At 59.3% G+C, this 23,435-nt stretch carries 22 protein-coding genes; 16 read left to right on the plus strand and 6 right to left on the minus strand.

All coding sequences use genetic code 11. The annotated features are described in order from the left end of the window. Nucleotides 1-10 precede the first annotated feature (10 nt). Nucleotides 11-3,112 (minus strand): multidrug efflux RND transporter permease subunit, encoded by a 3,102-nt coding sequence (locus AO065_RS06900; protein ID WP_004878592.1) that lies wholly within the window; start codon nucleotides 3,110-3,112, stop codon nucleotides 11-13. Further along, on the minus strand, nucleotides 3,109-4,275 hold the full coding sequence (locus AO065_RS06905) for an efflux RND transporter periplasmic adaptor subunit (RefSeq protein ID WP_004878593.1): 1,167 nt from the start codon (nucleotides 4,273-4,275) through the stop codon (nucleotides 3,109-3,111). Before AO065_RS06905 ends, AO065_RS06900 begins: the two co-directional genes overlap by 4 nt. Before the next feature lie 277 nt (nucleotides 4,276-4,552). Here AO065_RS06905 and AO065_RS06915 point away from each other — a divergent pair, with 277 nt between their 5' ends. From AO065_RS06915 to AO065_RS06945, 7 genes are all read left to right on the plus strand, one after another. Beyond that, nucleotides 4,553-4,939 (plus strand): hypothetical protein, encoded by a 387-nt coding sequence (locus AO065_RS06915; RefSeq protein ID WP_004878598.1) that lies wholly within the window; start codon nucleotides 4,553-4,555, stop codon nucleotides 4,937-4,939. A gap of 336 nt (nucleotides 4,940-5,275) precedes the next feature. Next, nucleotides 5,276-5,860, plus strand: coding sequence for a fimbrial protein (locus tag AO065_RS06920; protein ID WP_004878601.1), 585 nt, complete (start codon nucleotides 5,276-5,278; stop codon nucleotides 5,858-5,860). Between the two features lie 61 nt (nucleotides 5,861-5,921). Further along, nucleotides 5,922-6,668, plus strand: a complete 747-nt coding sequence (locus AO065_RS06925; RefSeq protein WP_004878603.1) for a fimbrial biogenesis chaperone — start codon at nucleotides 5,922-5,924, stop codon at nucleotides 6,666-6,668. Nucleotides 6,669-6,747: 79 nt separating this feature from the next. Beyond that, a complete protein-coding gene (locus AO065_RS06930) occupies nucleotides 6,748-9,312 on the plus strand; it encodes a fimbria/pilus outer membrane usher protein (RefSeq protein WP_004878604.1) in 2,565 nt (854 codons plus the stop codon). Next, nucleotides 9,303-10,079: a fimbrial biogenesis chaperone gene (locus tag AO065_RS06935; RefSeq protein ID WP_412778556.1), complete on the plus strand. Its 777-nt coding sequence runs from the start codon at nucleotides 9,303-9,305 to the stop codon at nucleotides 10,077-10,079. Before AO065_RS06930 ends, AO065_RS06935 begins: the two co-directional genes overlap by 10 nt. A 1-nt stretch (nucleotide 10,080) precedes the next feature. After that, complete coding sequence (locus tag AO065_RS06940) at nucleotides 10,081-11,085, plus strand: fimbrial protein (RefSeq protein WP_004878609.1); 1,005 nt, start codon at nucleotides 10,081-10,083, stop codon at nucleotides 11,083-11,085. A 93-nt stretch (nucleotides 11,086-11,178) separates the two neighbouring features. Next, nucleotides 11,179-11,409 (plus strand): hypothetical protein, encoded by a 231-nt coding sequence (locus tag AO065_RS06945; protein WP_004878611.1) that lies wholly within the window; start codon nucleotides 11,179-11,181, stop codon nucleotides 11,407-11,409. A 1-nt stretch (nucleotide 11,410) separates the two neighbouring features. On the opposite strand, the gene AO065_RS06950 is transcribed toward AO065_RS06945, so the two are convergent. The 4 genes from AO065_RS06950 to AO065_RS06965 form a co-directional block, all read right to left on the minus strand. Beyond that, on the minus strand, nucleotides 11,411-12,163 hold the full coding sequence (locus AO065_RS06950) for a YkgJ family cysteine cluster protein (RefSeq protein WP_004878613.1): 753 nt from the start codon (nucleotides 12,161-12,163) through the stop codon (nucleotides 11,411-11,413). A 97-nt stretch (nucleotides 12,164-12,260) separates the two neighbouring features. After that, nucleotides 12,261-12,584, minus strand: a complete 324-nt coding sequence (locus AO065_RS06955) for a hypothetical protein (protein WP_004878615.1) — start codon at nucleotides 12,582-12,584, stop codon at nucleotides 12,261-12,263. A 42-nt stretch (nucleotides 12,585-12,626) separates the two neighbouring features. Then, the gene (locus AO065_RS06960) at nucleotides 12,627-13,088 is read right to left on the minus strand and encodes a GNAT family N-acetyltransferase (protein ID WP_004878618.1); all 462 of its coding nucleotides are present in this window, start codon (nucleotides 13,086-13,088) and stop codon (nucleotides 12,627-12,629) included. A 62-nt stretch (nucleotides 13,089-13,150) separates the two neighbouring features. Continuing rightward, nucleotides 13,151-14,047: a chemotaxis protein gene (locus tag AO065_RS06965; RefSeq protein WP_004878620.1), complete on the minus strand. Its 897-nt coding sequence runs from the start codon at nucleotides 14,045-14,047 to the stop codon at nucleotides 13,151-13,153. Nucleotides 14,048-14,500: 453 nt separating this feature from the next. Here AO065_RS06965 and AO065_RS06970 point away from each other — a divergent pair, with 453 nt between their 5' ends. The 9 genes from AO065_RS06970 to AO065_RS07010 all read left to right on the plus strand — a co-directional run bounded on the left by AO065_RS06970 (nucleotide 14,501) and on the right by AO065_RS07010 (nucleotide 23,310). Beyond that, complete coding sequence (locus tag AO065_RS06970) at nucleotides 14,501-15,010, plus strand: disulfide bond formation protein B (protein WP_004878622.1); 510 nt, start codon at nucleotides 14,501-14,503, stop codon at nucleotides 15,008-15,010. A gap of 463 nt (nucleotides 15,011-15,473) precedes the next feature. Next, nucleotides 15,474-16,415: a ubiquinol oxidase subunit II gene (cyoA, locus tag AO065_RS06975; RefSeq protein WP_025995039.1), complete on the plus strand. Its 942-nt coding sequence runs from the start codon at nucleotides 15,474-15,476 to the stop codon at nucleotides 16,413-16,415. A 3-nt stretch (nucleotides 16,416-16,418) separates the two neighbouring features. Then, nucleotides 16,419-18,431, plus strand: coding sequence for a cytochrome o ubiquinol oxidase subunit I (gene cyoB / locus AO065_RS06980; protein ID WP_004878626.1), 2,013 nt, complete (start codon nucleotides 16,419-16,421; stop codon nucleotides 18,429-18,431). A gap of 2 nt (nucleotides 18,432-18,433) precedes the next feature. Then, entirely contained in the window at nucleotides 18,434-19,066 is a 633-nt protein-coding gene (locus tag AO065_RS06985; protein WP_004878628.1) for a cytochrome o ubiquinol oxidase subunit III, read from the plus strand. Further along, on the plus strand, nucleotides 19,066-19,398 hold the full coding sequence (gene cyoD, locus AO065_RS06990) for a cytochrome o ubiquinol oxidase subunit IV (RefSeq protein WP_004878631.1): 333 nt from the start codon (nucleotides 19,066-19,068) through the stop codon (nucleotides 19,396-19,398). The genes AO065_RS06985 and cyoD overlap by 1 nt, the downstream gene beginning before the upstream one ends. Before the next feature lie 10 nt (nucleotides 19,399-19,408). Next, nucleotides 19,409-20,296: a heme o synthase gene (gene cyoE, locus AO065_RS06995; RefSeq protein ID WP_004878634.1), complete on the plus strand. Its 888-nt coding sequence runs from the start codon at nucleotides 19,409-19,411 to the stop codon at nucleotides 20,294-20,296. 293 nt (nucleotides 20,297-20,589) lie between these two features. Continuing rightward, nucleotides 20,590-21,474 (plus strand): glycosyltransferase family 2 protein, encoded by an 885-nt coding sequence (locus AO065_RS07000; RefSeq protein WP_032650103.1) that lies wholly within the window; start codon nucleotides 20,590-20,592, stop codon nucleotides 21,472-21,474. A 39-nt stretch (nucleotides 21,475-21,513) separates the two neighbouring features. Continuing rightward, the gene (locus tag AO065_RS07005) at nucleotides 21,514-22,155 is read left to right on the plus strand and encodes a CatB-related O-acetyltransferase (RefSeq protein ID WP_004878639.1); all 642 of its coding nucleotides are present in this window, start codon (nucleotides 21,514-21,516) and stop codon (nucleotides 22,153-22,155) included. 135 nt (nucleotides 22,156-22,290) lie between these two features. After that, nucleotides 22,291-23,310, plus strand: a complete 1,020-nt coding sequence (locus AO065_RS07010; RefSeq protein WP_004878641.1) for a branched-chain amino acid aminotransferase — start codon at nucleotides 22,291-22,293, stop codon at nucleotides 23,308-23,310. The last annotated feature ends 125 nt before the right edge of the window (nucleotides 23,311-23,435 follow it).

Raw genomic sequence — 23,435 nt, forward strand, 5'->3', positions numbered from 1 at the left:
GAAGCGACTCTCACTCGTGAATGGCCAGTGCGGGCGCGGGCGCAGGATGACGCCGGTGGAACAGCCGCTCCAGTTGCAGGTAAATGACCGGGGTGGTGAACAGCGTCAACAGCTGGCTCACCAGCAGACCGCCCACCACGGCGATACCCAGAGGCTGGCGCAGCTCCGCACCGACGCCGAAGCCGAGCATCAGCGGCAGCGCGCCGAGCAATGCCGCCAGAGTCGTCATGATGATAGGCCGGAAGCGCGTCATGCAGGCCTCGTAAATCGCTTCCTGTGGCGTCAGCCCTTGCTCGCGCTGCGCCTGCAGGGCGAAATCCACCAGCAGAATACCGTTCTTCTTGACGATGCCGATCAGCAGCACCACGCCGATCAGCGCCATGATCGAGAAATCCTGCCCCATCATCCACAGCAACAGAAGCGCGCCGATGCCTGCCGACGGCAGCGTCGAAATGATGGTCAGCGGGTGCACGAAGCTTTCGTACAGCACACCCAGAATGATGTAAACCGCCACCAGTGCCGCGAGGATCAGCCATGGCTGGTTGGCCAGCGAGCTTTGGAACGCCTGCGCCGCACCCTGGAAGCTGCCGATGATCGACGCCGGCATGCCGATCTCGGCCTTGGCCTCGTCCAGCATGCGCACGGCATCGCCGAGTGCGACCCCGGAGGCGAGGTTGAAGGACAGGTTGGCGGCCGGGAACATGCCGTCGTGGCTGATCGACAAAGGCCCCATTTGCGGCGCGCCGACCTTGGCCAGTGCCGAGAGCGGCACCATTTCGTTGGTCAGCGGCGAGCGCAGGTAGAAGTACGCCAGACTCTCCGCCTTGCCACGTTGCCGGGCATCGAGTTCGAGGATCACTTTGTATTGATTGACCTCCGTCTGATATTCGCTGATCTGCCGCTGGCCGAACGCGTCGTAGAGCGCCTGATCCACGTCTGCGGTGGTCAGCCCGAAACGTGCTGCTGCGCTGCGATCGATGTCGATGTGCGTCACGCTGCCGCCCAGTTGCAGGTCGTTGGACAGGTCGCGGAACGCGGGGTTTTCTCGCAGCTTTTCGGTCAGGCGCTGGGTCCAGGTATTGAGCAGCGGCCCGTCGTTGCTTTTGAGCACGTACTGATACTGGCTGCGGCTCGGGCCGGAACTGAGGTTGATGTCCTGTCCGGCACGCAGGTACAGGACGATGCCCGGCACCTTGGCCAGCTTGGGACGCAGGCGATCAATGAACTCGCTGACCGACACATCGCGCTCCGAGCGGGGCTTGAGCGAGATCCAGAAACGCCCGTTGGCGATGGTCTGGTTGCTGCCTGACACGCCGACCGAGTGGGAAAACGCCAGGACCGCAGGATCGGCACCGACAATCTTCGCCAGCGCGAGGTGTTTTTCCACCATGTCCGGGTAGGAAATGTCGGCCGCCGCCTCGGTGGTGCCCAGCGCGAAGGCGGTGTCCTGTACCGGAAAGAAGCCCTTGGGAATGACGATGTAGCCGACCACGGCCAGGGCCAGTGTCAGGCCGAATATGCCCAGCATGATCCGCTGGTGCGCCAGAGCCTTGCGCAGGCCTCGCTCGTAAGTGGCGAGCAAGCGCTCGCCGAAGCCCGGTCGGGAATGCTTGGCGTGCGACGGGGCACGCATGAACAACGCAGCCAGTGTCGGCGCCAGGGTCAGCGAAACCACCACCGAAATCAGGATCGTCGCCGTGGCGGTCAGGGCGAACTCCTTGAACAGACGCCCGACCACGCCGCCCATGAACAGCAGCGGAATGAACGCTGCGATCAACGAGAAGCTGATCGAGACCACCGTAAAGCCGATTTCGCCCGAGCCTTTGATCGCCGCTTCGCGCATGCCTTGTCCGGCTTCCAGATGCCGGTGGATGTTTTCCACCACCACAATGGCGTCGTCCACGACGAAGCCCACGGAGACCACAATTGCCACCAGCGTCAGGTTATTCAGGCTGAACCCCAGCAGGTACATCATCGCGAAACTGGCGATCAGCGACACCCCCAGCACGGCGCTGACGATCAGCGTCGCGGAGAGCTGACGCAGGAACAGCGCCATCACGGCAACCACCAGCAGCACAGCAATCAGCAGGGTCAGCTCCACTTCATGCAGCGAGGCGCGGATGGTGCGCGTCCGGTCGTTGAGCACCGACACATCGACAGCGGCGGGGAGCATTTCCTGCAGGCGCGGCAGTTCGCGCTGAATGCGGTCCACCGTGTCGACAATGTTGGCGCCGGGCTGGCGGAAGATGGCGATGTTCACGCCTTGCTGGTCGCCGGACCATGCCTTCACATAAGCGTTTTCCGAACCGTTGACCACCCGCGCCACATCACTCAGGTGCACCGGTGCGCCATCCTTGTACGACACGATCAGTTGCGCGTAGTCCTGCGGCTTGAACAGTTGGTCGTTGGAGGACAGGGTCGAAATGCTGTCCTTGCCGTACAGCGCGCCCTTGGCCAGGTTCAGGCTGGTCTGCTGCACGGCCTGGCGGATGTCGGCGAGGGTCAGGCCCAGAGCGGCGAGTTTCTCGGGCGCGGCCTGCACGCGGATTGCCGGGCGCTGCTGACCCGTGATGAACACCTGACCCACACCTTCGACCTGGCTGAGCTGTCGCGCCAGAATGGTTTCGGTCACGTCGCTCAGTTCGGTGCCCGGCATCAGGCTGGAGCTGACACTCAGGATCAGCACCGGGCTGTCGGCCGGGTTGACCTTGCGCCAGGTCGGCAGATTGGGCATGTCGGCCGGCAGGCGGCCGGCGGCGGTATTGATCGCCGCCTGCACTTCCTGCGCGGCCGTGTCGATGCTCTTGTTCAGAGTGAATTGCAGCGTCAGGTTGGTTGACCCCAGCGCACTGCTGGACGTCATTTGCGTCATGCCCGGTATCGCACTGAACTGCACTTCAAGGGGCGTGGCGACCGACGAGGCCATGGTTTCAGGACTGGCACCGGGAAGCTGGGCGCTGACCTGGATCGTGGGGAATTCCGCTTCCGGCAGTGGCGCGACCGGCAGGCGCGGAAAGGCGATGACACCCAACAACACCAGCGCAAAGGTCAACAGCAGAGTGGCGACCGGATGGTCGATGCACCATGCGGACACCGAACCCCGGCCTTTCATTGCGCGCGCTCCACTTGTGCGGTGCGGTCTTCCTCTGCCGCGCCCTTCACCACTTCGATGGTGGTGCCGGGCTTGAGTCGGGACTGCCCGTCACTGACCAGTGTGTCTCCCGCCTGCGGGCCGCTGATCAGGGTTTGCTCACTGTCCTGGTACAGCACTTTCACGGGCACCACTTCGACCTTTTTATCCGCCGTGACCCGGTAGACGAAATGCTGGTCCATGCCGCGCTGTACGACTTGAGGCGCAACTTTCAGCGAATCGCGTTCGATGCCGGTCTGGATCTTCACCGTCACCAGTTGTCCCGGCCACAACCGCTCACCGGGGTTGTTGAACTGCGCCTTGGCGCGGATCGTCCCGGTGGTGGCCGACACCTGATTGTCGATCAGCGACAGCGTGCCTTCGCCCAGCAACAGGCCGTTGGCGGCGCTGTCACCCTGATAGGCCTTGACCACCGCGCTCGTGCGGTCGGCGATCAGCCCTTGCAGGGTGGGCAGCATCTGCTGCGGCAGTGAGAACTCCACGGAAATCGGATCGATCTGGGTGACGGAAAACAGGCCGGCTGCATCTGTCACCCGCATGAAGTTGCCTTCGTCGACATTGCGAATGCCGACCCGGCCGCTCACCGGCGAGCGGATCTGTGTGTGAGAAAGCTGGACCTGCGCGGCATTGATGCTCGCTTCGTTACCCTGCGCTGTGGCGCTGAGCTGCCGGACCAGCGCCTGTTGCTGGTCGTAGGTCTGCTTCGAAATACCGTTGTCTTCAGTGAGCTGGCGATAGCGCTTGAGGTCCAGCTGGGCAACATCGAGTTGCGCCTTGCTCTGCGCCAGTTGCGCACGGGCCTGCTCCAGTGACGCGCGGATCGAGCGGTCGTCCAGCGTTGCCAGCAGCTCTCCGGCCTTGACCTGCTGGCCTTCCTTGACCAGCACTCTGGTCAGAATGCCGTCCACTTGCGGGCGAATCACGACGCTTTGCAGCGACAGCACTGAACCAATGCCGGTCACGAAACGCGGCACGTCTTCGACCTCGACGGTCACGACTTTGACCGGAACGGCGGCTGGCGCGCTTTTGTGGGCCTTGGCAGGGCGCAGCTGGCTCCAGGCGACAACCGCTATCAGTACTGCAAGGATGACGACGGCTGTAACGGTCAGGGTCTGTTTACGCATGCGAAGAAGGCGCCGTAAGAGTCAAAGTGAAGGCAGCGAGTTTCAAGTGTTACTTATAGCCTGCAAACACGGTCAGCAGAATGACTTTCAGCTGTCAGGAATGTCAGGAAACACCGATCAAGAAATCCGGCTCCGGGGCGATACAACGAGAGAGGGGATGACGTATCGGATCATGAGTGAGTCCTCAGATAAATCCTACATTTTCATGCGCTAACTTCTGCTCTCTGATTCTTCTTCGACTTAACTGTTATCAAGCATTTTATCCGTGAGGTGTGGCATGAACAGCAAGGCATCAGCCGTCAAGAGCGTTCTGCAAATCCTGTCCACGCCTTCCGGTAGGGCGGCGACTGTTTTTATTCCGTTGCTGCTGGCTTCCAGTCTTTCGCTCGCGCGTAACGGTACCCTGAGTTTCCATGGCAGTGTCGTCAATTCGAGTTGCGAAGTGTCGGCATCCGCACCGGGCTCGGCCAACAAGGACCTGCGTTCACTGACAGTTTCGCCGGGCATTACGATACAGATCAGTACAGTGAAAGATGCGTGCGCCGCTAACAGCGCTCCCTTTGTCGCCGTTTATCAGGAGTTGCCTGCCTTGCCTGTTTCATCGACAGCCGGACAGCCGACGGTGGCGGCACGTACCGGCGTGGTAACGCTGACGTATCAATAAACTCCCCTGCCGCTTATCAAATAACCTGTCGCCTCTTCAGCGGCGACAGGTTATTGTCCGACAATGCAGTTTTCCTGCGCACTTCCCTTTTTTGTTATTCAGTATGCCTGCGGCAATCATTTGGTTGATGTATGTGCTTGGGTATTACCTGTAACGCTCTGAAACCGTGGCCTGTACGGTTATTCTGGTTATTCCTACAGATGCATCCTGCGTGGCGTGTGGTCGTGTCCGCTCATTCAAAGTAATCCCCCTGACAGCGGTCAAAAAGTTCGGGACCTATAGTGCTCGCCGTCCGAACATGGGCACACACGAAATAACACAAGGAAGGTAGTTAGCATGAAAAAGCTTTCTCTGACACTGGCAGTCATGGGCGCTATAAGTTTGGGTCTGGCGGGCACCGCCAATGCGGCAAACAACGGCAAACTGATCTTCAATGGCACACTCACCAATATCTCTTGCGATGTGGCGCCGGGCACCGGCGTGAGCGCCGGTAATAATCCGAGTGAGATCAATGTCGATCTGGGCAACGTTTCGTTTTCCGATATCGGCCTCTCCAGCGAAACCAAATATGAAACCGCCACACCTATTCAATTACTGGTCAACTGCAGTGCAGGTGCCGATCAGTACAACATGGTGAAGATGCGGTTCACCGCACGCAACGGCAGTGGACTGGACAATAACGATTCGAAACTGTTGCGCACCACCGGTGCGGCGGACGGTGTCGGTATCGGTCTTCTCAATGCTTCCAGTGTGCTGATGGACCTGAGTGGCAGCGAAACCATCGACACGTCGCTGGTCAAGGATGGTGCCGGTGGCGCAACCGCCGAGATCAACTTTGGCGCGGTCTATGTGCTCAACGGCACACCGACCAACCCTGGTAACGCCGATGGCTTCATGCCGTTCGTAATGGATTACGAGTAACGGCCTGACAGGGCGGGCTTCGCTCGCCCTGTTTCATGCTCATCAGAGGCGGGTGCCCAGTATGCTTCTCGACTTTTTTCGTTACATCGTGCTGCTTGCGATGGGATTGACCATGTCCTCCGTTCAGGCAGGCATCGTGCTGAATACGACGCGGGTCATTTATCAGGGGGGCGACAAGGAAGCGAGCCTCGGAGTTCAGAACAGCGGCGGCGGAGAAATCCTTCTGCAGTCCTGGCTTGAGACGCCCGGCGCAGCCAGTGCACAGGCTACGCCGGATCTGCCTTTCATCGTCACGCCATCCCTGGCGCGTATGGCCGGTGGCAGCAAACAGTTGCTGCGCATCATCCATTCCGGTGCCGGGCTGCCGACCGACCGCGAGTCGGTGCTGTGGCTCAATGTTCAGGAAATTCCTCAGACCGCCGCAGAAAACACGCTGCAAATCGCAATACGCCAGCGCATCAAAGTGTTTTTTCGGCCCCAGGGACTGGGCAGTGATCCGTTGCAGGCACCTGAAAAACTGCGCTGGCGCTGGGCCGGAGGTGATGTGGTTTCCGTTGAAAACCCAGGGCCTTATCACGTGTCGATGCTGCGGGTTTCGGTTCGTCAGCGCGGCACCGAGCTGGCCAGTCTGGACCGCCAGATGCTTGCGCCTCATCAGAGCCTGAGCCTGCCGTTGCGGGGCAAAAGCGCTGCGGTGCCACTGGATCTGAGCTTTATCAGCATCAATGATTTCGGCGGACAGGACCCTTATCAGGCCCGACTCGACGACGGCGGAGTCATTTACGCAAGCAAGGCTGCGGCGCGCTAGCCGGGCTGGTCCTGTCGCCCTGCGTCTGTGCGAAGGATTGCGCGGCGTGCGATATATCCGAAGTAGAGTAAAGATCGCTATGGAATGGCACAAAAAAGACATGGGCGTCATTGCACAGTCTGTTCGCCTGTATCCCGGACATTGCTCGAGACCCGGTACCACGTGGGTATCGCGCCGCAGTCGGGTCTGTATCAGTCTGGTGCTGAGCTGCTCTTGCGCCGCCTTCGCGGCCGGAGCGGATGGCCCGGCTACCACGACCCCGGTCAAGTTCAATACCGCGTTCATTCAGGGCAGCGAGCAGCCCCCGGATCTGAAAGAATTTTTGCGCGCCAACAGCGTTCTGCCGGGTATCTACCGCGTGGACATCTACGTGAACCGGACGTTGAGCGGACGGCGTGATGTGGCATTTTCGAAAAACCGGCGTTCCGGCCAGATCGAGCCTTGCCTGACGCTTGAGATGTTGCAGGGTTTCGGGCTCGATCCGGCCCGTTTGCCTGTCACCGGCGAGCCGGACGAAGCGTGCTTCGATCTGCCCGCGCAGGTAGAGTTTGCAAGGGTCGACTACCATCCCGGCGCCTTGCGCCTGAACATCAGTGTTCCGCAGGCGGTCATGGCGCGCAGTGCCCGAGGTTATGTCTCACCGCAGTTGTGGGACGAGGGCGAGCCCGCAGCGTTCGTCAATTACAACGCCAATGCCGTCAGACGGCGCAACCAGAACCTTGATACCGACCAGTACTACATGGGACTGCGCAACGGTGTGAACCTGGGCGCCTGGCGGCTGCGCAACGAGTCTTCACTGCTGTATGGCGCCGATCGCTCATGGCGTTATCGGGGCAATCGCACGTTCGCTCAGCGCGACATCACCGCCCTGAAAAGCCAGTTGACGTTGGGTGAGACATTCAGCGATTCGCAGGTGTTCGACAGCGTTCGCTTCAGGGGCGCGTCGATTGCCTCGGATGACGGGATGCTGCCTGACAGTGAGCGCAATTATGCGCCGGTCATCCGCGGTACCGCCGAAACCAACGCCACGGTCGAGGTTCGCCAGAACGGATTCCTGTTGTACAGCGGCAACGTTTCACCCGGTCCCTTCGAAATCACGGATATTTACCCCAGCGGTTCCAACGGCGATCTTGAGGTCACGATCATTGAAGCCGATGGCCGCCGACGTTCATTCACCCAGGCGTATGCGTCGCTGCCGATCATGGTGCCAGCAGGTGCGTTGCGCTTCAGCCTGGCTGCCGGGCAGATCGACAACGACGGTCAGGATTCTCCGGCTTTCACCAGCGCCGCGCTGATCTACGGTCTGTCAGAACGAATGACCGGCTTTGGCGGACTGCAACTGGCCGAGGATTATCAGGCAACGAACATCGGCACCGGAGTGAACACCGGAATCGGCGCGGTCTCTCTGGATATCACCCATTCGGTCAGTCAGCAGAAGCCGCAGACGCTTGCGGGCCAAAGCCTGCGGGTTCGTTATGCCAATACTCTGGATGTGACGGACACCACCCTGGCCATCGCCGGGTATCGCTATTCCACCGAACAATACCGGACGCTCAATCAGCACGTCAGCGAGACGGGGGACCCAGTGAACGGACTCCCGGGCGGCCAGCCCAGGGACCGGCTGGAACTCAATGTCACTCAGGTGCTGCCAGCGCAAAATGCCTCCCTGAGCCTGACGGCTTCCGAGCAGCGCTACTGGAACCTGCCCGGCAAGACCCGGCAGCTTTATCTGTCGTACAACGCGGCCTGGCGCAGTCTCAATTACAGCCTGTCCGTGGAGCGTAATCAGGATTTCGGCCGTTCGGGTGATGCGACCCCGGACACTCGGATCGCTTTCAGTGTGACCCTGCCGCTGGGCACGAGTCCGGGTTCGTCACGCCTTTCGTTCAACGGGGTGCGCAGCAGTGCTGGCGATTACAGCGTGCAGGCGGGCCTTAATGGTCAGGTGCTTGATGACCGCGACACGTTCTATTCCGTGCAGACCGGACGTGACAGCAGTTCCGGGAGTTACGGTGCGGGTAAGGTCAATACCACCCTGCCTTACGGCCGGTTCGAGGCCGGTTACAGCCAGGGCCAGGACTATGACGCGTTGACCCTGAGTGCTACCGGTTCTGTCGTCGCTCATGCGGGTGGCGTCAATCTGGGCCAGCCATTGGGTGAAACCTTTGCGCTGGTGCATGTGCCGGATGTCGGAGGGGCGCGGCTCAGGTCGTTCAACAACGTGGCCACCGCCGCCAACGGTTATGCGGTGATGCCCTATGCGCAGCCGTATCGCACTAACTGGGTCAGCCTGGACACTCGGCAACTGGGCGCCGACATCGATCTGGAAAGCGCCATCACCCAGATCGTGCCTCGACGCGGAGCCGTACCTCTGGTGCGCTTCAAGGCGGCGGTGGGTCGCCGTGTGCAGTTTGAACTGGTGCGCGCCGATGGCAGCAAGGTGCCGCTGGGGGCCAGTGTCGAGGACGGGCAGGGCAAGGCGCTCGCGGTGGTGGACCTGAGCAGTCAGGCGTTGGTGTTGAGTGATCAGGACAGCGGCCGTTTGCACGTTCGCTGGTCGGATCAGCATTGCGAAGCGCCTTTTGTGCTGCCGCCCAGAGATCCGGCACGGGCCTATGAACGGCTCAAGGTGATCTGCCAATGACCTGCGCTTACCGACTCATGCTTCTGGCGGTGCTGTCGCTGACCAGTGTCTGTGCGCAGGGTGCGCTGTCGCTGACCGGAACGCGGCTGATCTTCGATGGCCGGTACCGGGAAGTCAGCCTGGAGATGCGCAACCCCGGGCAGGACGAGGTCCTTGTTCAGGTCTGGCTCAGTGATCCGCTGGACGATGAAACGTCATCGGTATCGCCCCGGCTTCTGCCCTTTGTGGTGACGCCACCCCTTTCGCATGTCAGCGCGGGCGGCAGGCAGGCATTGCGGGTGTTGTACCAGGGAGCAGGAATGCCTGAGGACCGGGAGTCCCTGCTGCACCTGTCGGTGCTTGAAATCCCTCGGCATGAGCCCGGCAGACGCCAGCTCACGATCGCCGTACGTCAGCGCATCAACGTGTTTTACCGACCCGTCGGGCCGCCGGGCGATCCGGCCGAGTCCACCGAGCGACTGAACTGGACGATGACGCATAACGGAACGGGCATGACGCAGTTGCAGGTCAGCAACCCTACGGCTTACCACGTCTCCCTTGAATCCCTGGAGCTGGATGGTGTTCAGGTCAGCGACCATTTGTTGCTGGCCCCGGGTGCGCGGATCGAATTGCCGGTTTCGGCGAGCACGCAACCCTCCGGACACAGGCTCGTTTTCAAGGCGCTGACCGACTACGGCGGCCAGCGCGGCTACTGCACGCATCTGAACGCGCAGGCCTCGTCCAGCGCCCGTCTTCTGGAAAACCTCACCCTTCAGGAATCCTGCTGATATGAAATCTTTCTTCATGCGCCGCCGGTTCAGCGCTGCCGCATTGCTGATGCTGCTGAGCCCTGCGCCCGCGTTTGCGCTGGTCTGCAAGACACAGGGTGCGGGCGAAACCCTCGTTCATGGTCCGTTGAGCAGTACGGTGGCCATTCCCGCCACGGTCCCGAATGGCGAAGTGGTCTGGCGCTCCGAGCCCATGAACGTCCAGGTCGAGTGTGCCAAGGATGGTCAGCAGGCAGTTCAGGAGGAGATTGCCCTGTACCTGAACCCGGACAACATCATGATCGGACAGGGCATTCGTGCGGGTCTGACCTACAGGGGAATTGATTATGTGCAAGGCAGCGGACGGGTTGCCACCGGGCAGTACCTGCCTGCGTGCCATGAAGGCGATGCGAACATCGACGATTGCCCCAAAATCCGTTTCAATCTGCCGTTTTCGGTGTTCATCCAGAAGTTCGGCGCAACCCCGCCGTCGGGCGTCGCAAGCGATCTGCTCGATTACCGTTTTTTCCAGCTCGACAGCGCGTCCGCTCTGCAACCGTCGCCGGGGCGCAGTCTCAGTTATGTGATCGACAGCCTGACCGGTCTGCGCTTCGTGGCCTGCGACGCCGATTTGCAAGTGATGCCGCAAACCGTGGAGTTCGGTGCGATACCCATCAAGAACGTCGCCGTTGGCAAGGTTTTCGCCACTCAGCCATTTTCACTGCTGACCCGTCGCAACTGCGATTCACCTTTCAGCATCAATGCGCGTTTTCGTCCGGTGAGCGGCATGATTTCGGGCGCGGGCGATCTGTTGCTGCCAGCCGGCAATCAGTCGCTGGGCATCCGCATCAGCGGTGCGTTGGGAGGCAAGGCCCTACGCTACAACGAACCGTTCCACATGGCCGAATTGCTGGACGATACCCAGGCTTCCAGAGCGGATTTCAATGCCGAACTGGTCTGGAACAGCGCCCCGCCGCAGGTCGGGCCCTTTGATGCGCAAATCATGGTGGATCTGTTCTATCGGTAAGGGCGACAGGAGGCTCGGGCGGGCGTTCGACGTTTGCTGTATGCTGCGCGACCGCGGGCGTTCGCCCGGCCATTTCGACTTTCTGGTGACACCATGACCACTCCTGAACAACCCTCTGTTCAAGAAGCCGCAACCGACTCCGTAGGCGCTGCCGACAAGAAGGCTGCGATTGCCCCGTTCAGCTTTCCGTTCAAGCCGTCGGAGTTCGCACAGGCCAAAAAAGACAAGGATCAGGCCTGGTATCAGAAATCGAACAAATCCGGCCATCACAAAACGCCAGGTGCCGCGCCGTCCGGAACCCGTCGTTCCATGGGCAAGCGCTGAGTCAGGCTGCCTGCAGCGGGATGAACAGGTAGGAAACCGGTTCCCTCAGGGTCACGTCGGCACCTGCCGCCTGCAGCGTGTCGATGACCGTCTGGCCTGCGACATGAAATTCCCAGTCGGCTTTTGCCGATAATTCGCTCTCGTGGCTGGCAACCTGCTCGATGGCTGCCGCGAAGGCCGCCATGTCCGGCAGGTACGCCACGAAACCGTTGCCCTTGAGGGCCGTGGTGCGAATTCCCAGCGTCTGACAGATTGCCTGCTTGGCCTCGATTTCATCGCGGTCTGCCTGGCGTGACTGCTCGATCAGCGCCATCAGTTGTGTGTCCACCAGCGTGTTGCCAACGATCAGATCGGGACCCTGTTCCCAGGCCTCCGGCGGACAGCCCTTGGTTTCAGGACGCAGCGGGATGTGCGGATTGATTTCCATCGGATAGATCCGGCACACCAGCGGGCGACGCTCGTAAATGCCGCAGAGGTTCTGTTCGTCAAGATTCCGGCAGCGGCCCACGTTGTATGCGGCGAAGGTGATGGCGACGTAGGCGGTGGTCAGGCCACTGTTCACTTCGGTCGAGCGTCGGGTGGCGTGTGTCAATTGCGCGTCGGGAACGCCATAACCGTTACCGAGAAAGGCTTCGGTCAGCACGATCACCGTACCGCCGTCCGCCGCCCACTGCGTGGCTTCGGTGAGTGTCAGCGGTACGTGATGATCGGTGCAGCAGCCGCCGCAACCTGTGCAGGAAAACTGGGTGTTCATTGGGTCGGTAACCTGTCCATGACGGGCGCCGGGGTGACGACAAGGCTGTCATCGTTCCGACTGATGCAGGCCATGAAGCAAGTTGCGCGCCACAGGCCTAGCGGGCAGGCGATGGGTTGATGCTGTCCCACTCAGTCACGCTGGCCTGCCTGCTTTTACGGTTGTACAAACAGAGCTCGGTGCCTGGGCGGTTGTTCATGTGCTTTTGTGGATAGCGACCTTTCAACAGCAGCGCGCTGTAGCCGACCCGGTCATCAAACTGGGCGCTGTTGCCAACGGCTGAAACATTCTTGAGCTGGCTGGCTTTCAGGCAACTGTCGAGCATCGCCTTGTCCAACTCGCTCCAGGCTTGTGGTGTCGAGGCACTGGCTTGGGTGGCGACAACGGCCAGACCTGCCAGCAACAGAAGGGATGCTTTCATCTCGGTCTCCGCGTGAAATGTTCGGGCGCAAATTATGCCAGATCAGTTCTGCGTAACTGCCAGACGAGCGACGTAGGACAAGTCTGATTTTTCATAAAGACGCCTTGCGACCTGATTGTTTTCCATCACTTTCAGATCGACTGCCGCCTCGCCACAACGCTTCAGGTGGACGAACAGATAGTGGAGCAACGCTGCGCCAATCCCTCTGTTCCGGTAATCCGGGTACACGGCCAGATCCTTGATGAAGGCGCTGGTCCAGCAGGTAATCACTCCCACCACGCGATCGCTGTCGATTGCCACAAAACAGCGTGACCGGTCGAACTCCGGGTTGTGCTCGAAAGCGTCGAGCCAGTCCGGGTGGTGCAGCCACTGCCCGTCTTCCAACAGATGACTCTGCGTCAGAAGGCTGTGAGCCTGAAGACTGTGTCGGGGCGTCAAGGTGACGCAAGTGACGCCCGGCGGCCAGGGCGCGAGCGGTAGCGCTGCGGTCAGATCCCGACGCATCAGCCAGCAATGGTCTGGCGAGGCATCGTCGGGATCCGGCGCCGTGGCGGGTGGTCTGTGGATCAGATGCCCTGAGCCACGACCGTGCGGGCGGCCTCGATCAGGCATTTGGTCAGCTCGGGCGAAGAGAACTTGGTCAACACGGCGTTGGCGCCGGCGATCCTGGCCTTCTCACTGTTCATCGCACTGTCCAGTGACGTGTGCAGCAGGATGTACAGGTCGTTGAAGTCCGGCGTATCGCGCAGGGTACGGGTCAGGGCGTAACCGTCCATCTCCGACATTTCGATATCGGACACCACGACATTGATCTGCGCTGCCGTGCCTTGCAGCTCCAGCAGGACATCGATGGCTTCCTTCGCGCTGCGGGCCGTGTGGCAGTTGATGCCCAGATTGCGCAGCGTGATGATCGACTGCTGCAGGGCGACCTGGCTGTCATCGACCACCAGAATGCGCGCTTGCGCCAGTACTTCGGCGTCTTCCCTGGCCAGTTCGGTCGACTGCACGACGATCTGTGCGGGGGCGATGCCGTGGATCACTTTTTCGATGTCCAGCACCTGCACCAGCACGCCGTCGACCTGGGTGACGCCAGTGATGAACGACTTGCTGCTCGAGCCGTAGGGCGGCGGGCGGATATCGGTGGTCAGGCAGTGCACGATCTTGCTGACCGCCTGCACATGCAGACCTTGCTTGGAACGGCTGACGTCGGTGACGATCAGGCAGCCGCCATCCGGGTCGGCAAGCGGCCGCTCGCCGATGGCCCGGCTCAGGTCGATGACCGAGAGCGATGAGCCGCGCAGTGTTGCGATGCCTTTGACGTGCGGGTGCGATTCCGGCAGATGAGTCAGGGCAGGGCAGGGGATGATTTCGCTGACCTTGAGCAGGTTGATCGCCATCAGCTTGCCGCTGCGCAACGTGAAGAGGAGCAGCGAAAGTGAATCTGCTCGGACGTTCTTGGACATATGAACCTTCTGGCTATAGGTGTTTCGTCGCCTGGAGGCGACAAACATCTTTCTCTGAGAGGTTATCGACCCGCGTCGGTGTGGCTTTAGGATTTTTAAAGGATAGCGCTTTGCAGGGTCAAAACCCGAGGTGCGACAAAATACCGCGCCCTTCTATATATAGAAGGGGTGCGACAAACTGACGCACGCTTCTATATATAAGGAAGAGATTGGATCGCTGCGCAGAAACCGTCCGCACGGCGCGGCGGCAACGCTGCCTCGCAGGTGCACCACCATCCGGCAGGCAGATTCGGCCGTACGGCCGTTGCGCCCTTGAGTTGTCGGGGCCGGCAGATGATTATCGCGTGCGATCCGGGGCGGGCGATTCTACACTGCGCGTCCCATCCTCAGGTGGCTGAGCATGTCGGGCGTTCGGGCCCTTCAGCCACTTCATCAGTTCAGTAAGGTGTGTGAATGAGCGACAACCTGATGTACCTGCGACGCGAGAAACGCTTTCTGGTCCTGCTGGGGATTATCTGCCTGTCCCTGATCGGCGGTGCCCTGTACATGCAGATCGTGCTGGGCGAAGCGCCATGCCCGCTGTGCATCCTGCAGCGCTACGCACTGTTGTTCATCGCGATCTTCGCCTTCATCGGTGCCGCCATGCCTGGCCGTCGCAGCGTGACCCTGTTCGAAGTGCTGGTGATCCTGGCTGCGCTGGGCGGTATTGCTGCTGCCGGCCGTCACGCCTGGGTGCTGGCCAACCCTGAGGTGAGCTGCGGGATCGATACGTTGCAGCCAATCGTTGATGGTCTGCCGCTGGCGGATCTGTTTCCCACGATTTTCCAGGTCGGCGGGTTCTGCTCGACGCCTTATCCGCCAGTACTGGGACTGTCGCTGGCGCAGTGGGCACTGGCAGCCTTCATTCTGACCGCGGTACTGGTCCCGGTCTGTGTGTTTCGCAATCGGCGTAAACCTTACTGAATACAAGGGCTTTCATGAAAATGGCCTCGTGAAATCGGGGCTTTTTTTTGCACCGTGAAAGCCAATCAGCGGTTATTGTTACCGATATGGAGAATAACTGTTGCAAAATTAGGCATAGTCATTAAAAATTTACGTATCTACAATCCCCGTCACTTGTCGTCAGGCTTCACTTGACGATCAGCAATTTTGAGGCCTTTTAGCGCCACCTGTGTACCCTGAACAGGCAGCGCAATGCTTGCCTCCGAGGGCGTACAATGGCCGCTGAAGGCGTCTGCCCTGCACATCGGGCAGTTTCAGCAGCTCAAAATAAGAATCCATAGCTAAACCCGGATTTGTCGATACGTCACGTTGGCGTGCTGGCAGGCCCTTGTTCAATTCAAAAAAAATTGCCGGCACTGGCAGGGTGAAGTGTTGGCGGTCGAAACCCAACTGCACCGCGCAAGCTGCTTTTAGAGGTCGTGAAATGAGTAAAAAAAGGTACCCCAGGTTTTTTGGCTTCTTGGCCCTTTTCTGTATGCTTTTGCTCAGTGGATGCGACGGCGTACCTCTGCTCGATCCGAAAGGGCAGGTGGGTATCGAGCAGCGTAACCTGATCGTTATCGCCACATTGCTGATGCTGATCGTCGTGATCCCGGTCATTTTGATGACCCTGATCTTCGCCTGGAAGTATCGCGCCACGAACAAGGCTGCCAAGTACACGCCGGACTGGTCGCACTCCACCAAGATTGAAATCGCGGTCTGGGGCGTTCCCATGCTGCTGCTGGTGTTCCTGGGCTACTACACTTACGTCTCGACGCACGAGCTGGACCCTTACCGTCCGCTTGAGTCCGACGTCAAGCCGGTCACCATTCAGGCGGTTTCCGTAGACTGGAAGTGGATTTTCATCTACCCGGACTACAACATCGCGACGGTCAACAAGATCGTGTTCCCGGCCAACACGCCGATCAATTTCCAGGTCACCTCCGATAGCGTGATGAACTCATTGTTCATTCCGGGTCTGGGCGGCCAGATCTACGCAATGGCGGGCATGCACACCAAGCTGCACCTGATCGCCAACGAAGTTCACGAATTCAACGGTATCTCCGCCAACTACAGTGGCGCAGGCTTTACCGGCATGAAGTTCAAGGCCAACTCCGTGAGCCAGGCCGATTTCGACAACTGGATCACAGAAGTCAGGAACTCGCCGAAGAAGCTTGGCCAGACCGAATACGCTGAACTGCTCAAGCCGAGCGAGCGTAATCCTGTTGAACTGTTTTCTGCGGTCACTCCGAACCTGTTCCAGATCATCATCGACAAGTATGAAGGTATGAATCCAGGCAAGAAGCTTGTTGCAGGTGAGAAAGAAACCGCCAGTAACGAAGGCGCGGAAAAGAGCAAAAATTCAGCTGCTGGGGCAGAGGAGTAAACGATGTTTGGCAAATTAAGTCTGGAAGCGGTGCCGTTCCACGAGCCGATAGTCATGGTGACACTTGCCATGATCGCGCTCGGCGGCCTCGCGGTTGTCGGGTTGATCACCTATTTCCGCAAGTGGACCTACTTGTGGTCTGAATGGCTGACGTCCGTCGACCACAAGAAAATCGGCGTGATGTACATCATCGTTGCCATGGTCATGCTGCTGCGCGGCTTTGCCGACGCAATCATGATGCGTACCCAACTGGCCATGGCCCAGAACGGTGCCGAAGGCTTCCTGCCGCCGGAACACTATGACCAGATCTTCACCGCTCACGGTGTGATCATGATCATCTTCATGGCGATGCCGTTCTTCACCGGTCTGATGAACATCGTTCTGCCTCTGCAGATCGGTGCTCGCGACGTTGCCTTCCCGTTCCTGAACTCCCTGAGCTTCTGGCTGCTGGTTGCCGGCATGCTGCTGATCAACCTGTCTCTGGGTGTCGGTGAGTTCGCCAAGACCGGCTGGGTTGCCTATCCGCCGCTGTCGGGGCTGCAATACAGTCCTGGCGTGGGTGTTGACTACTACATCTGGGCGCTACAGTTATCCGGGTTAGGTACGACGCTGACGGGGGTCAACTTCCTCGTGACCGTACTGAAGATGCGTACCCCTGGCATGAAACTGCTGGACATGCCGATCTTCACCTGGACCTGCACCTGGGCAAACATCCTGATCGTGGCTTCGTTCCCGATCCTGACGGCTACCCTTGCGTTCCTGACGCTTGACCGCTACCTGGACTTCCACATCTTCACGAACGAAATGGGCGGTAACCCCATGATGTACGTGAACCTGTTCTGGGCGTGGGGTCACCCTGAGGTGTACATCCTGATCCTGCCGGCCTTCGGTGTGTTCTCGGAAGTCATCTCCACGTTCTCCGGCAAGCGTCTGTTCGGCCACAAGTTTATGATCTTCGCCTCCGGTGCGATCTGCGTCCTGGGCTTCATGGTCTGGCTGCACCACTTCTTCACGATGGGTGCGGGGGCCAACGTCAACGCCTTCTTCGGGCTGGCGACGATGCTCATTGCGATCCCGACGGGGGTGAAGCTATTCAACTGGCTGTTCACCATGTATCAGGGCCGTCTGCGCTTCACTGCACCGGTACTCTGGACCCTGGGCTTCATGGTCACCTTCTCGATCGGCGGCATGACCGGCGTTCTGTTGGCGATTCCAGGTGCTGACTTCGTACTGCACAACAGCCTGTTCGTGATCGCTCACTTCCACAACGTCATCATCGGCGGTGCGGTGTTCGGTTACATCGCTGGCTTCGCGTTCTGGTTCCCTAAAGCGTTCGGTTTCACACTGAACGAGAAGTGGGGCAAGGCAGCGTTCTGGTTCTGGATCGTCGGCTTCTTCGTCGCATTCATGCCGCTGTACGCGCTGGGCTTCCTGGGCATGACCCGTCGTCTGAACGCTACCGACATGCCAGAGTGGAACATCTACCTGGACGTCGCGCTGTTCGGCGCCGTGCTCATCGCATGCGGTATCGCTTCGCAACTGATCCAGCTGTTCGTCAGTATCCGTGACCGTGCCAAGAACCCTGATCTGACCGGTGACCCGTGGAATGGCCACACGCTGGAATGGTCGACTTCTTCGCCGCCACCGTTCTACAACTTTGCCGAACTGCCGAAGGCAGACGACATCGACGCGTTCACTGACGCCAAGCGTGCAGGCACTGCCTACAGCGTTCCGGCCAAGTACTCGGCGATTCACATGCCTAACAACACGCCTACCGGCCTGTACATGGGCCTGCTGCTGACCGTATTCGGTTTCGCATTCATCTGGCACATCTGGTGGCTGGTTGGCGCAAGCCTGGTCGCGACCATTGCGGTCTTCGTTGCTCACGCTGCACGTGACGACCAGGGCTACATGGTGCCGGCCGAAGAAGTAGCGCGTATTGAAGGTGAGCATCACAAGGTCCTGGCGGCCAACGGTGCATACACTCCTGTCAAGTCCTCGCTGGAACAGGTTTAAACATGTCGAATATTGCAATCAACCCTGGAGCCCACGATCACGGTCACGATCATGATCACGGGCATGACGATCACCACGACAGCGGTGGCATGACGGTTTACGGCTTCTGGCTGTACCTGATGACCGACTGCGTGTTGTTCGCCTCGTTCTTCGCGGTCTATGCCGTGATGGTCAACAGTGTCGCGGGCGGCCCGTCGGGCCAGGACATCTTCCTGCTGCCATTCGTGGCCGTGGAAACCGCGTTCCTGCTGGTCAGTAGTATCACTTACGGTTTCGCCATGCTGGCCCTGTACAAGGGCAAGAAAAGCCAGGTACTGGGCTGGCTGGCGCTGACCTTCCTGTGTGGTGCTGCGTTCATCGGCATGGAAATCTACGAGTTCCATCACCTGATCCACGAAGGTTACGGTCCTAGCCGCAGCGGCTTCCTGTCAGCGTTCTTCGCGCTGGTAGGCCTGCACGGCGTGCACGTCACCAGCGGTCTGATCTGGATGACGATCATGATGATTCAGGTCCAGAGAAAGGGCCTGACCAACACCAACAAGACGCGCCTGAGCTGCCTGAGTCTGTTTTGGCACTTCCTGGACGTTGTCTGGATCGGCGTGTTCACTGTTGTCTACCTGATGGGGGCTTTGTAATGTCGAATTCACATCACCCGGCTGAAGACAATAGCCACGGCTCCGTGAAGTCCTACATCATCGGTTTCGTACTGTCGATCATCCTGACGGCCATCCCGTTCGCGCTGGTTATGTCTCCTTCGCTGCCGAAGGACATGACGATCGCGATCATCCTGGCGTTCGCAATCATTCAGATCCTGGTGCACCTGCATTACTTCCTGCACCTGGACTTCACGAGTGTGCAACGCAACAACGTGATGGCCTTCGCCTTTACCACGATGGTTATCGTTCTGCTGGTTGGCCTGTCGTTGTGGATCATCTTCAGCATCCACCGCGAAATGATGGCGCATTGAGGAATACCAGATGTCACTGAAGCACTTTATCCAAATCACCAAGCCGGGGATCATTTTCGGTAACGTGCTTTCGGTGGCAGGTGGCTTTTTTCTGGCTTCCAAGGGGAATATCGACTTCAGCGTGTTTCTGGCTGCAGTCATCGGTACTTCCCTGGTCGTTGCGTCCGGTTGCGTGTTCAACAACTGCATTGATCGTGACATCGATCAGCGCATGGAACGGACCCGTAACCGGGTCCTGGTGCAGGGCCTGGTTTCGCTGAAACTGGCCCTGCTCTACGCCACCGTACTCGGTATTGCAGGCGTAAGCCTGCTGTATACCAAGGCCAATCCGCTGGCTGCACTGTTCGCGGTGATCGGTTTTGTCATCTACGTCGGCTTCTACAGCCTGTACCTGAAACGCAAATCCGTTCACGGCACGCTGGTCGGCAGCCTTTCCGGGGCGATGCCTCCGGTCATCGGCTACTGCGCAGTGAGCAACAGCTTCGATTTCGCGGCACTCACGCTACTGGTGATGTTCAGCCTGTGGCAGATGCCGCACTCGTATGCGATCGCGATCTTCCGTTTCAATGACTATCGTGCGGCGAAGATTCCGGTTCTGCCGGTCAAGCGCGGCATTCTGGTCACCAAGCGCCACATCCTGCTCTACATCCTGGCGTTCCTCGTGGCGACCCTGATGTTGACGGTGGGCGGCTACGCAGGTCTGAACTACCTCGCCGTTGCGGCGGGCATGGGCATGTACTGGTTGTACATGGCATGGAAGGGCTACAAGGCCGTTGACGATACCGTCTGGGCCCGCAAGCTTTTCGTGTTCTCCATCTTCACTATCACTGCGCTGAGCGTGATGATGTCGGTGGACTTTCAGGTCACCAAAGAGCTTTTGGTCACCTACGCGTTCTGACTGATAGCCTGTTTTACGAAAAACCCCATTCCATCCGAATGGGGTTTTTTTTCGCCTGGGTTTCGGGGCGCCTGATGCGCTAACGGGCTCTGAGCTGCGATTTAGACGTATCGCCATGATATGGATCATGCAGTCAGGCGGTTCAGCGCCTTTGCGAGTGAACAAATGCTCATGGGCTGGCCTTGGAAAAGCGAGTTCACTTGTCGCATCATGTGCGCCTTGTATTCAAACTGTTACGCAACGCCCTGTATTTCAAAGCCCAAGGCTAGATAATAATTATGGCTGTTACCCCTATGACGTCCTCAACTGTTCAGGACACTGCCCCAAAACCGCTCGTGTCGATCATCGCCCCCTGCTACAACGCCGAGCGATTTCTGGAAGCTGCCATTCAGAGCATTTTTGCTCAGGATTACGAGAACTTCGAAGTCATCATTGTCGACGACGGTTCGACTGATAACAGTATTGCGATGCTGGAGGCGCTACAGAGCCAGTATCCGTTCCAGCTCTATCGCCAGCCGAACCAGGGCGTGAGTGCCGCGCTCAACCACGGGCTCAAGTACGCCAAGGGTGTCTACGTGTCCACGCCGGATCTGGACGACATCATGCTGCCGTCCTCCATCAGTGTTCGTGCCCGGTACCTTAATCAGCACCCGAAAGTGGGCTGTGTCGGCGCGCTCATCAGCTACATGGATTGCGACGGCAATGAAACCAAGTGCCAGTCCCGCAATTACATCGAACGTCTTGGATTTGACGACGTGCTGCGCGGCGCCGTGGTCGTAGGGGCTCCGGTCGCGCTGTACCGCATGCAGGCCATTCGTGACGCGAACGGTTATGACCCCGAGATCAAGGTTCAGGATTTTCAGATGACCCTGAGAATCGCGTTTCAGGGCTACGAAATTCACGTCATCCCGGTAGTGGTGACGCGTTACCGCCGTCACCCCAACAACCTGTCGCGAAAATACAAGGTGTTGCTCGAGGCTGATCTCAAGACCATCGAGCCTTACCGCGATCATCCCGGTTATCAGAAAGGCCGAACCTTCATCGTCAACAAGGCCCTCAAATACGCCTCGGTTTCAGACAAGCGATACGCCTGGAAACTGCTTTGCTCTATTCCGTTGAGGCATGTGGACCGCACCACCTGGCGTCGCTGCAAGCGCCTGCTGCTGAGCTATCGGTAGGTAGCCAGACCTCTCGCAACCCATTGATCCAGAGTGCTCATGAGATTCATCGAACGGCTCAAAGCCAGAAAAGTACGCAAGCAGCTTCGCCAGCTGGACAAGCTGGAAAGGGCTGCCGAGAAAATCAGGCTGCGCTATCCGCGCTACCAAGTCGGAGTCGGTACCTACGGCATCCCTGACGTTATCGAGTTCGGCGATGACACGGTTCTGCGAGTAGGGTCCTACACGTCCATCGCCGAAGGCGTCAGGATTCTGCTGGGCGGTGAGCACCGAACCGACTGGATCACCACCTACCCGTTTCCGGCAATGGTCGACCAGGTCAGCGACATCAAGGACTACGCGCCGAGCAAGGGCGACGTGACCATCGGCAGCGACTGCTGGATTTGCGCAGACGCAGTGATTCTGTCCGGCGTGACGATCGGACATGGCGCGATCGTGGGTGCCGGAGCCATGGTCGTGCGCGACGTCGCTCCCTTTTCCGTGGTGGGCGGCAATCCGTGCAAGTTCATTCGCTGGCGTTTCGAGGAAGACGTTCGCGAACTGCTGCTTCAGGCCGCGTGGTGGGACTGGCCCATGGAAGAGGTCAAGCAGGTGGCGCGTACCTTGTGCAGCTCGGACATGGAGGCGTTTCTGGCCTACGTCCGGCAACGTCAGGGCGCTGGGCAAACGGTGGCAAACTGATAGGCTGGCAGTTCGAACGGATGCAAAAACGCCAGACCGGTTTGTATTTATTTCAAGCCTCAGGTTTCGAATGATCTGGCAGAATACGGCAATGGCCTGACTCGTCCAGGCAGTCGCTAAATGATAGAGGGCGTTATGAGTCACGAAAGCATCAACTGGGACACTCTGGGTTTCGATTACATCAAGACCGACAAACGCTACCTGTCTCACTGGCGCGACGGCGCCTGGGATGCGGGCTCGCTCACGGAAGACAACACGCTGCACATCAGCGAAGGCTCCACTGCGCTGCATTATGGTCAGCAGTGCTTCGAGGGGCTCAAGGCCTATCGTTGCAAGGACGGTTCGATCAACCTGTTCCGTCCCGACCAGAACGCCCAGCGCATGCAGCGCAGCTGTTCCCGTCTGTTGATGCCCCACGTGCCTACCGATGTATTCATCGAAGCCTGCAAGCAGGTGGTGAAAGCCAATGAACGTTTCATCCCGCCTTACGGTTCCGGTGGCGCGCTGTACCTGCGTCCGTTCGTGATCGGCGTGGGTGACAACATCGGCGTGCGCACTGCACCTGAATTCATCTTCTCGATCTTCTGCATTCCGGTGGGCGCCTATTTCAAGGGCGGCCTGAAGCCGAACAACTTCGTGATCTCCGGCTACGACCGCGCAGCGCCGAATGGCACCGGTGCGGCCAAGGTCGGTGGCAACTACGCCGCCAGCCTGATGCCGGGTTCCGAAGCCAAGAAGCACAGCTTCGCCGATTGCATCTACCTGGACCCGCAGACCCATTCCAAGATCGAGGAAGTGGGTTCGGCCAACTTCTTCGCCATCACCAATGACGATGTGTTCCTGACACCGAAGTCGCCTTCCGTGCTGCCGGGCATCACCCGTCTGTCGCTGATCGAACTGGCAAAATCCCGCCTGGGCCTGACGGTCGAAGAGGGCGATGTGTTCATCGACAAAATCGGTGAATTCAAGGAAGCCGGCGCGTGTGGTACGGCAGCAGTGATCACGCCGATTGGCGGGATCTCGTACAAGGACAAGCTGCATGTGTTCTACAGCGAAACCGAAGTGGGTCCGGTTACCCAGCGTCTGTACAAGGAACTGACCGGCGTGCAGTCCGGTGATATCGAGCCGCCAGCGGGCTGGATCGTCAAGGTCTGATTCTGGCCTTGATCGTGCCCACCGCTGCGCGCTCGGCGTTATACACAAGTCTGCCTCGACACTGATCGTGCCCATCGCTCCGCGTGGGCATGCATCGCGTGACGCTCCGCGTCACAAATGGCGCA

Origin of the sequence: Pseudomonas viridiflava, from assembly GCF_001642795.1 — a bacterium.
GTDB lineage: Bacteria > Pseudomonadota > Gammaproteobacteria > Pseudomonadales > Pseudomonadaceae > Aquipseudomonas > Aquipseudomonas viridiflava.

What these genes read in the sequence shown, in the direction of transcription:
- AO065_RS06900 (WP_004878592.1), bottom strand. Translation starts at nt 3,112, where the DNA reads ATGAAAGGCCGGGGTTCGGTGTCCGCATGGTGCATCGACCATCCGGTC.
- AO065_RS06905 (WP_004878593.1), bottom strand. Translation starts at nt 4,275, where the DNA reads ATGCGTAAACAGACCCTGACCGTTACAGCCGTCGTCATCCTTGCAGTA.
- AO065_RS06915 (WP_004878598.1), top strand. Translation starts at nt 4,553, where the DNA reads ATGAACAGCAAGGCATCAGCCGTCAAGAGCGTTCTGCAAATCCTGTCC.
- AO065_RS06920 (WP_004878601.1), top strand. Translation starts at nt 5,276, where the DNA reads ATGAAAAAGCTTTCTCTGACACTGGCAGTCATGGGCGCTATAAGTTTG.
- AO065_RS06925 (WP_004878603.1), top strand. Translation starts at nt 5,922, where the DNA reads ATGCTTCTCGACTTTTTTCGTTACATCGTGCTGCTTGCGATGGGATTG.
- AO065_RS06930 (WP_004878604.1), top strand. Translation starts at nt 6,748, where the DNA reads ATGGAATGGCACAAAAAAGACATGGGCGTCATTGCACAGTCTGTTCGC.
- AO065_RS06940 (WP_004878609.1), top strand. Translation starts at nt 10,081, where the DNA reads ATGAAATCTTTCTTCATGCGCCGCCGGTTCAGCGCTGCCGCATTGCTG.
- AO065_RS06945 (WP_004878611.1), top strand. Translation starts at nt 11,179, where the DNA reads ATGACCACTCCTGAACAACCCTCTGTTCAAGAAGCCGCAACCGACTCC.
- AO065_RS06950 (WP_004878613.1), bottom strand. Translation starts at nt 12,163, where the DNA reads ATGAACACCCAGTTTTCCTGCACAGGTTGCGGCGGCTGCTGCACCGAT.
- AO065_RS06955 (WP_004878615.1), bottom strand. Translation starts at nt 12,584, where the DNA reads ATGAAAGCATCCCTTCTGTTGCTGGCAGGTCTGGCCGTTGTCGCCACC.
- AO065_RS06960 (WP_004878618.1), bottom strand. Translation starts at nt 13,088, where the DNA reads ATGCGTCGGGATCTGACCGCAGCGCTACCGCTCGCGCCCTGGCCGCCG.
- AO065_RS06965 (WP_004878620.1), bottom strand. Translation starts at nt 14,047, where the DNA reads ATGTCCAAGAACGTCCGAGCAGATTCACTTTCGCTGCTCCTCTTCACG.
- AO065_RS06970 (WP_004878622.1), top strand. Translation starts at nt 14,501, where the DNA reads ATGAGCGACAACCTGATGTACCTGCGACGCGAGAAACGCTTTCTGGTC.
- cyoA (WP_025995039.1), top strand. Translation starts at nt 15,474, where the DNA reads ATGAGTAAAAAAAGGTACCCCAGGTTTTTTGGCTTCTTGGCCCTTTTC.
- cyoB (WP_004878626.1), top strand. Translation starts at nt 16,419, where the DNA reads ATGTTTGGCAAATTAAGTCTGGAAGCGGTGCCGTTCCACGAGCCGATA.
- AO065_RS06985 (WP_004878628.1), top strand. Translation starts at nt 18,434, where the DNA reads ATGTCGAATATTGCAATCAACCCTGGAGCCCACGATCACGGTCACGAT.
- cyoD (WP_004878631.1), top strand. Translation starts at nt 19,066, where the DNA reads ATGTCGAATTCACATCACCCGGCTGAAGACAATAGCCACGGCTCCGTG.
- cyoE (WP_004878634.1), top strand. Translation starts at nt 19,409, where the DNA reads ATGTCACTGAAGCACTTTATCCAAATCACCAAGCCGGGGATCATTTTC.
- AO065_RS07000 (WP_032650103.1), top strand. Translation starts at nt 20,590, where the DNA reads ATGACGTCCTCAACTGTTCAGGACACTGCCCCAAAACCGCTCGTGTCG.
- AO065_RS07005 (WP_004878639.1), top strand. Translation starts at nt 21,514, where the DNA reads ATGAGATTCATCGAACGGCTCAAAGCCAGAAAAGTACGCAAGCAGCTT.
- AO065_RS07010 (WP_004878641.1), top strand. Translation starts at nt 22,291, where the DNA reads ATGAGTCACGAAAGCATCAACTGGGACACTCTGGGTTTCGATTACATC.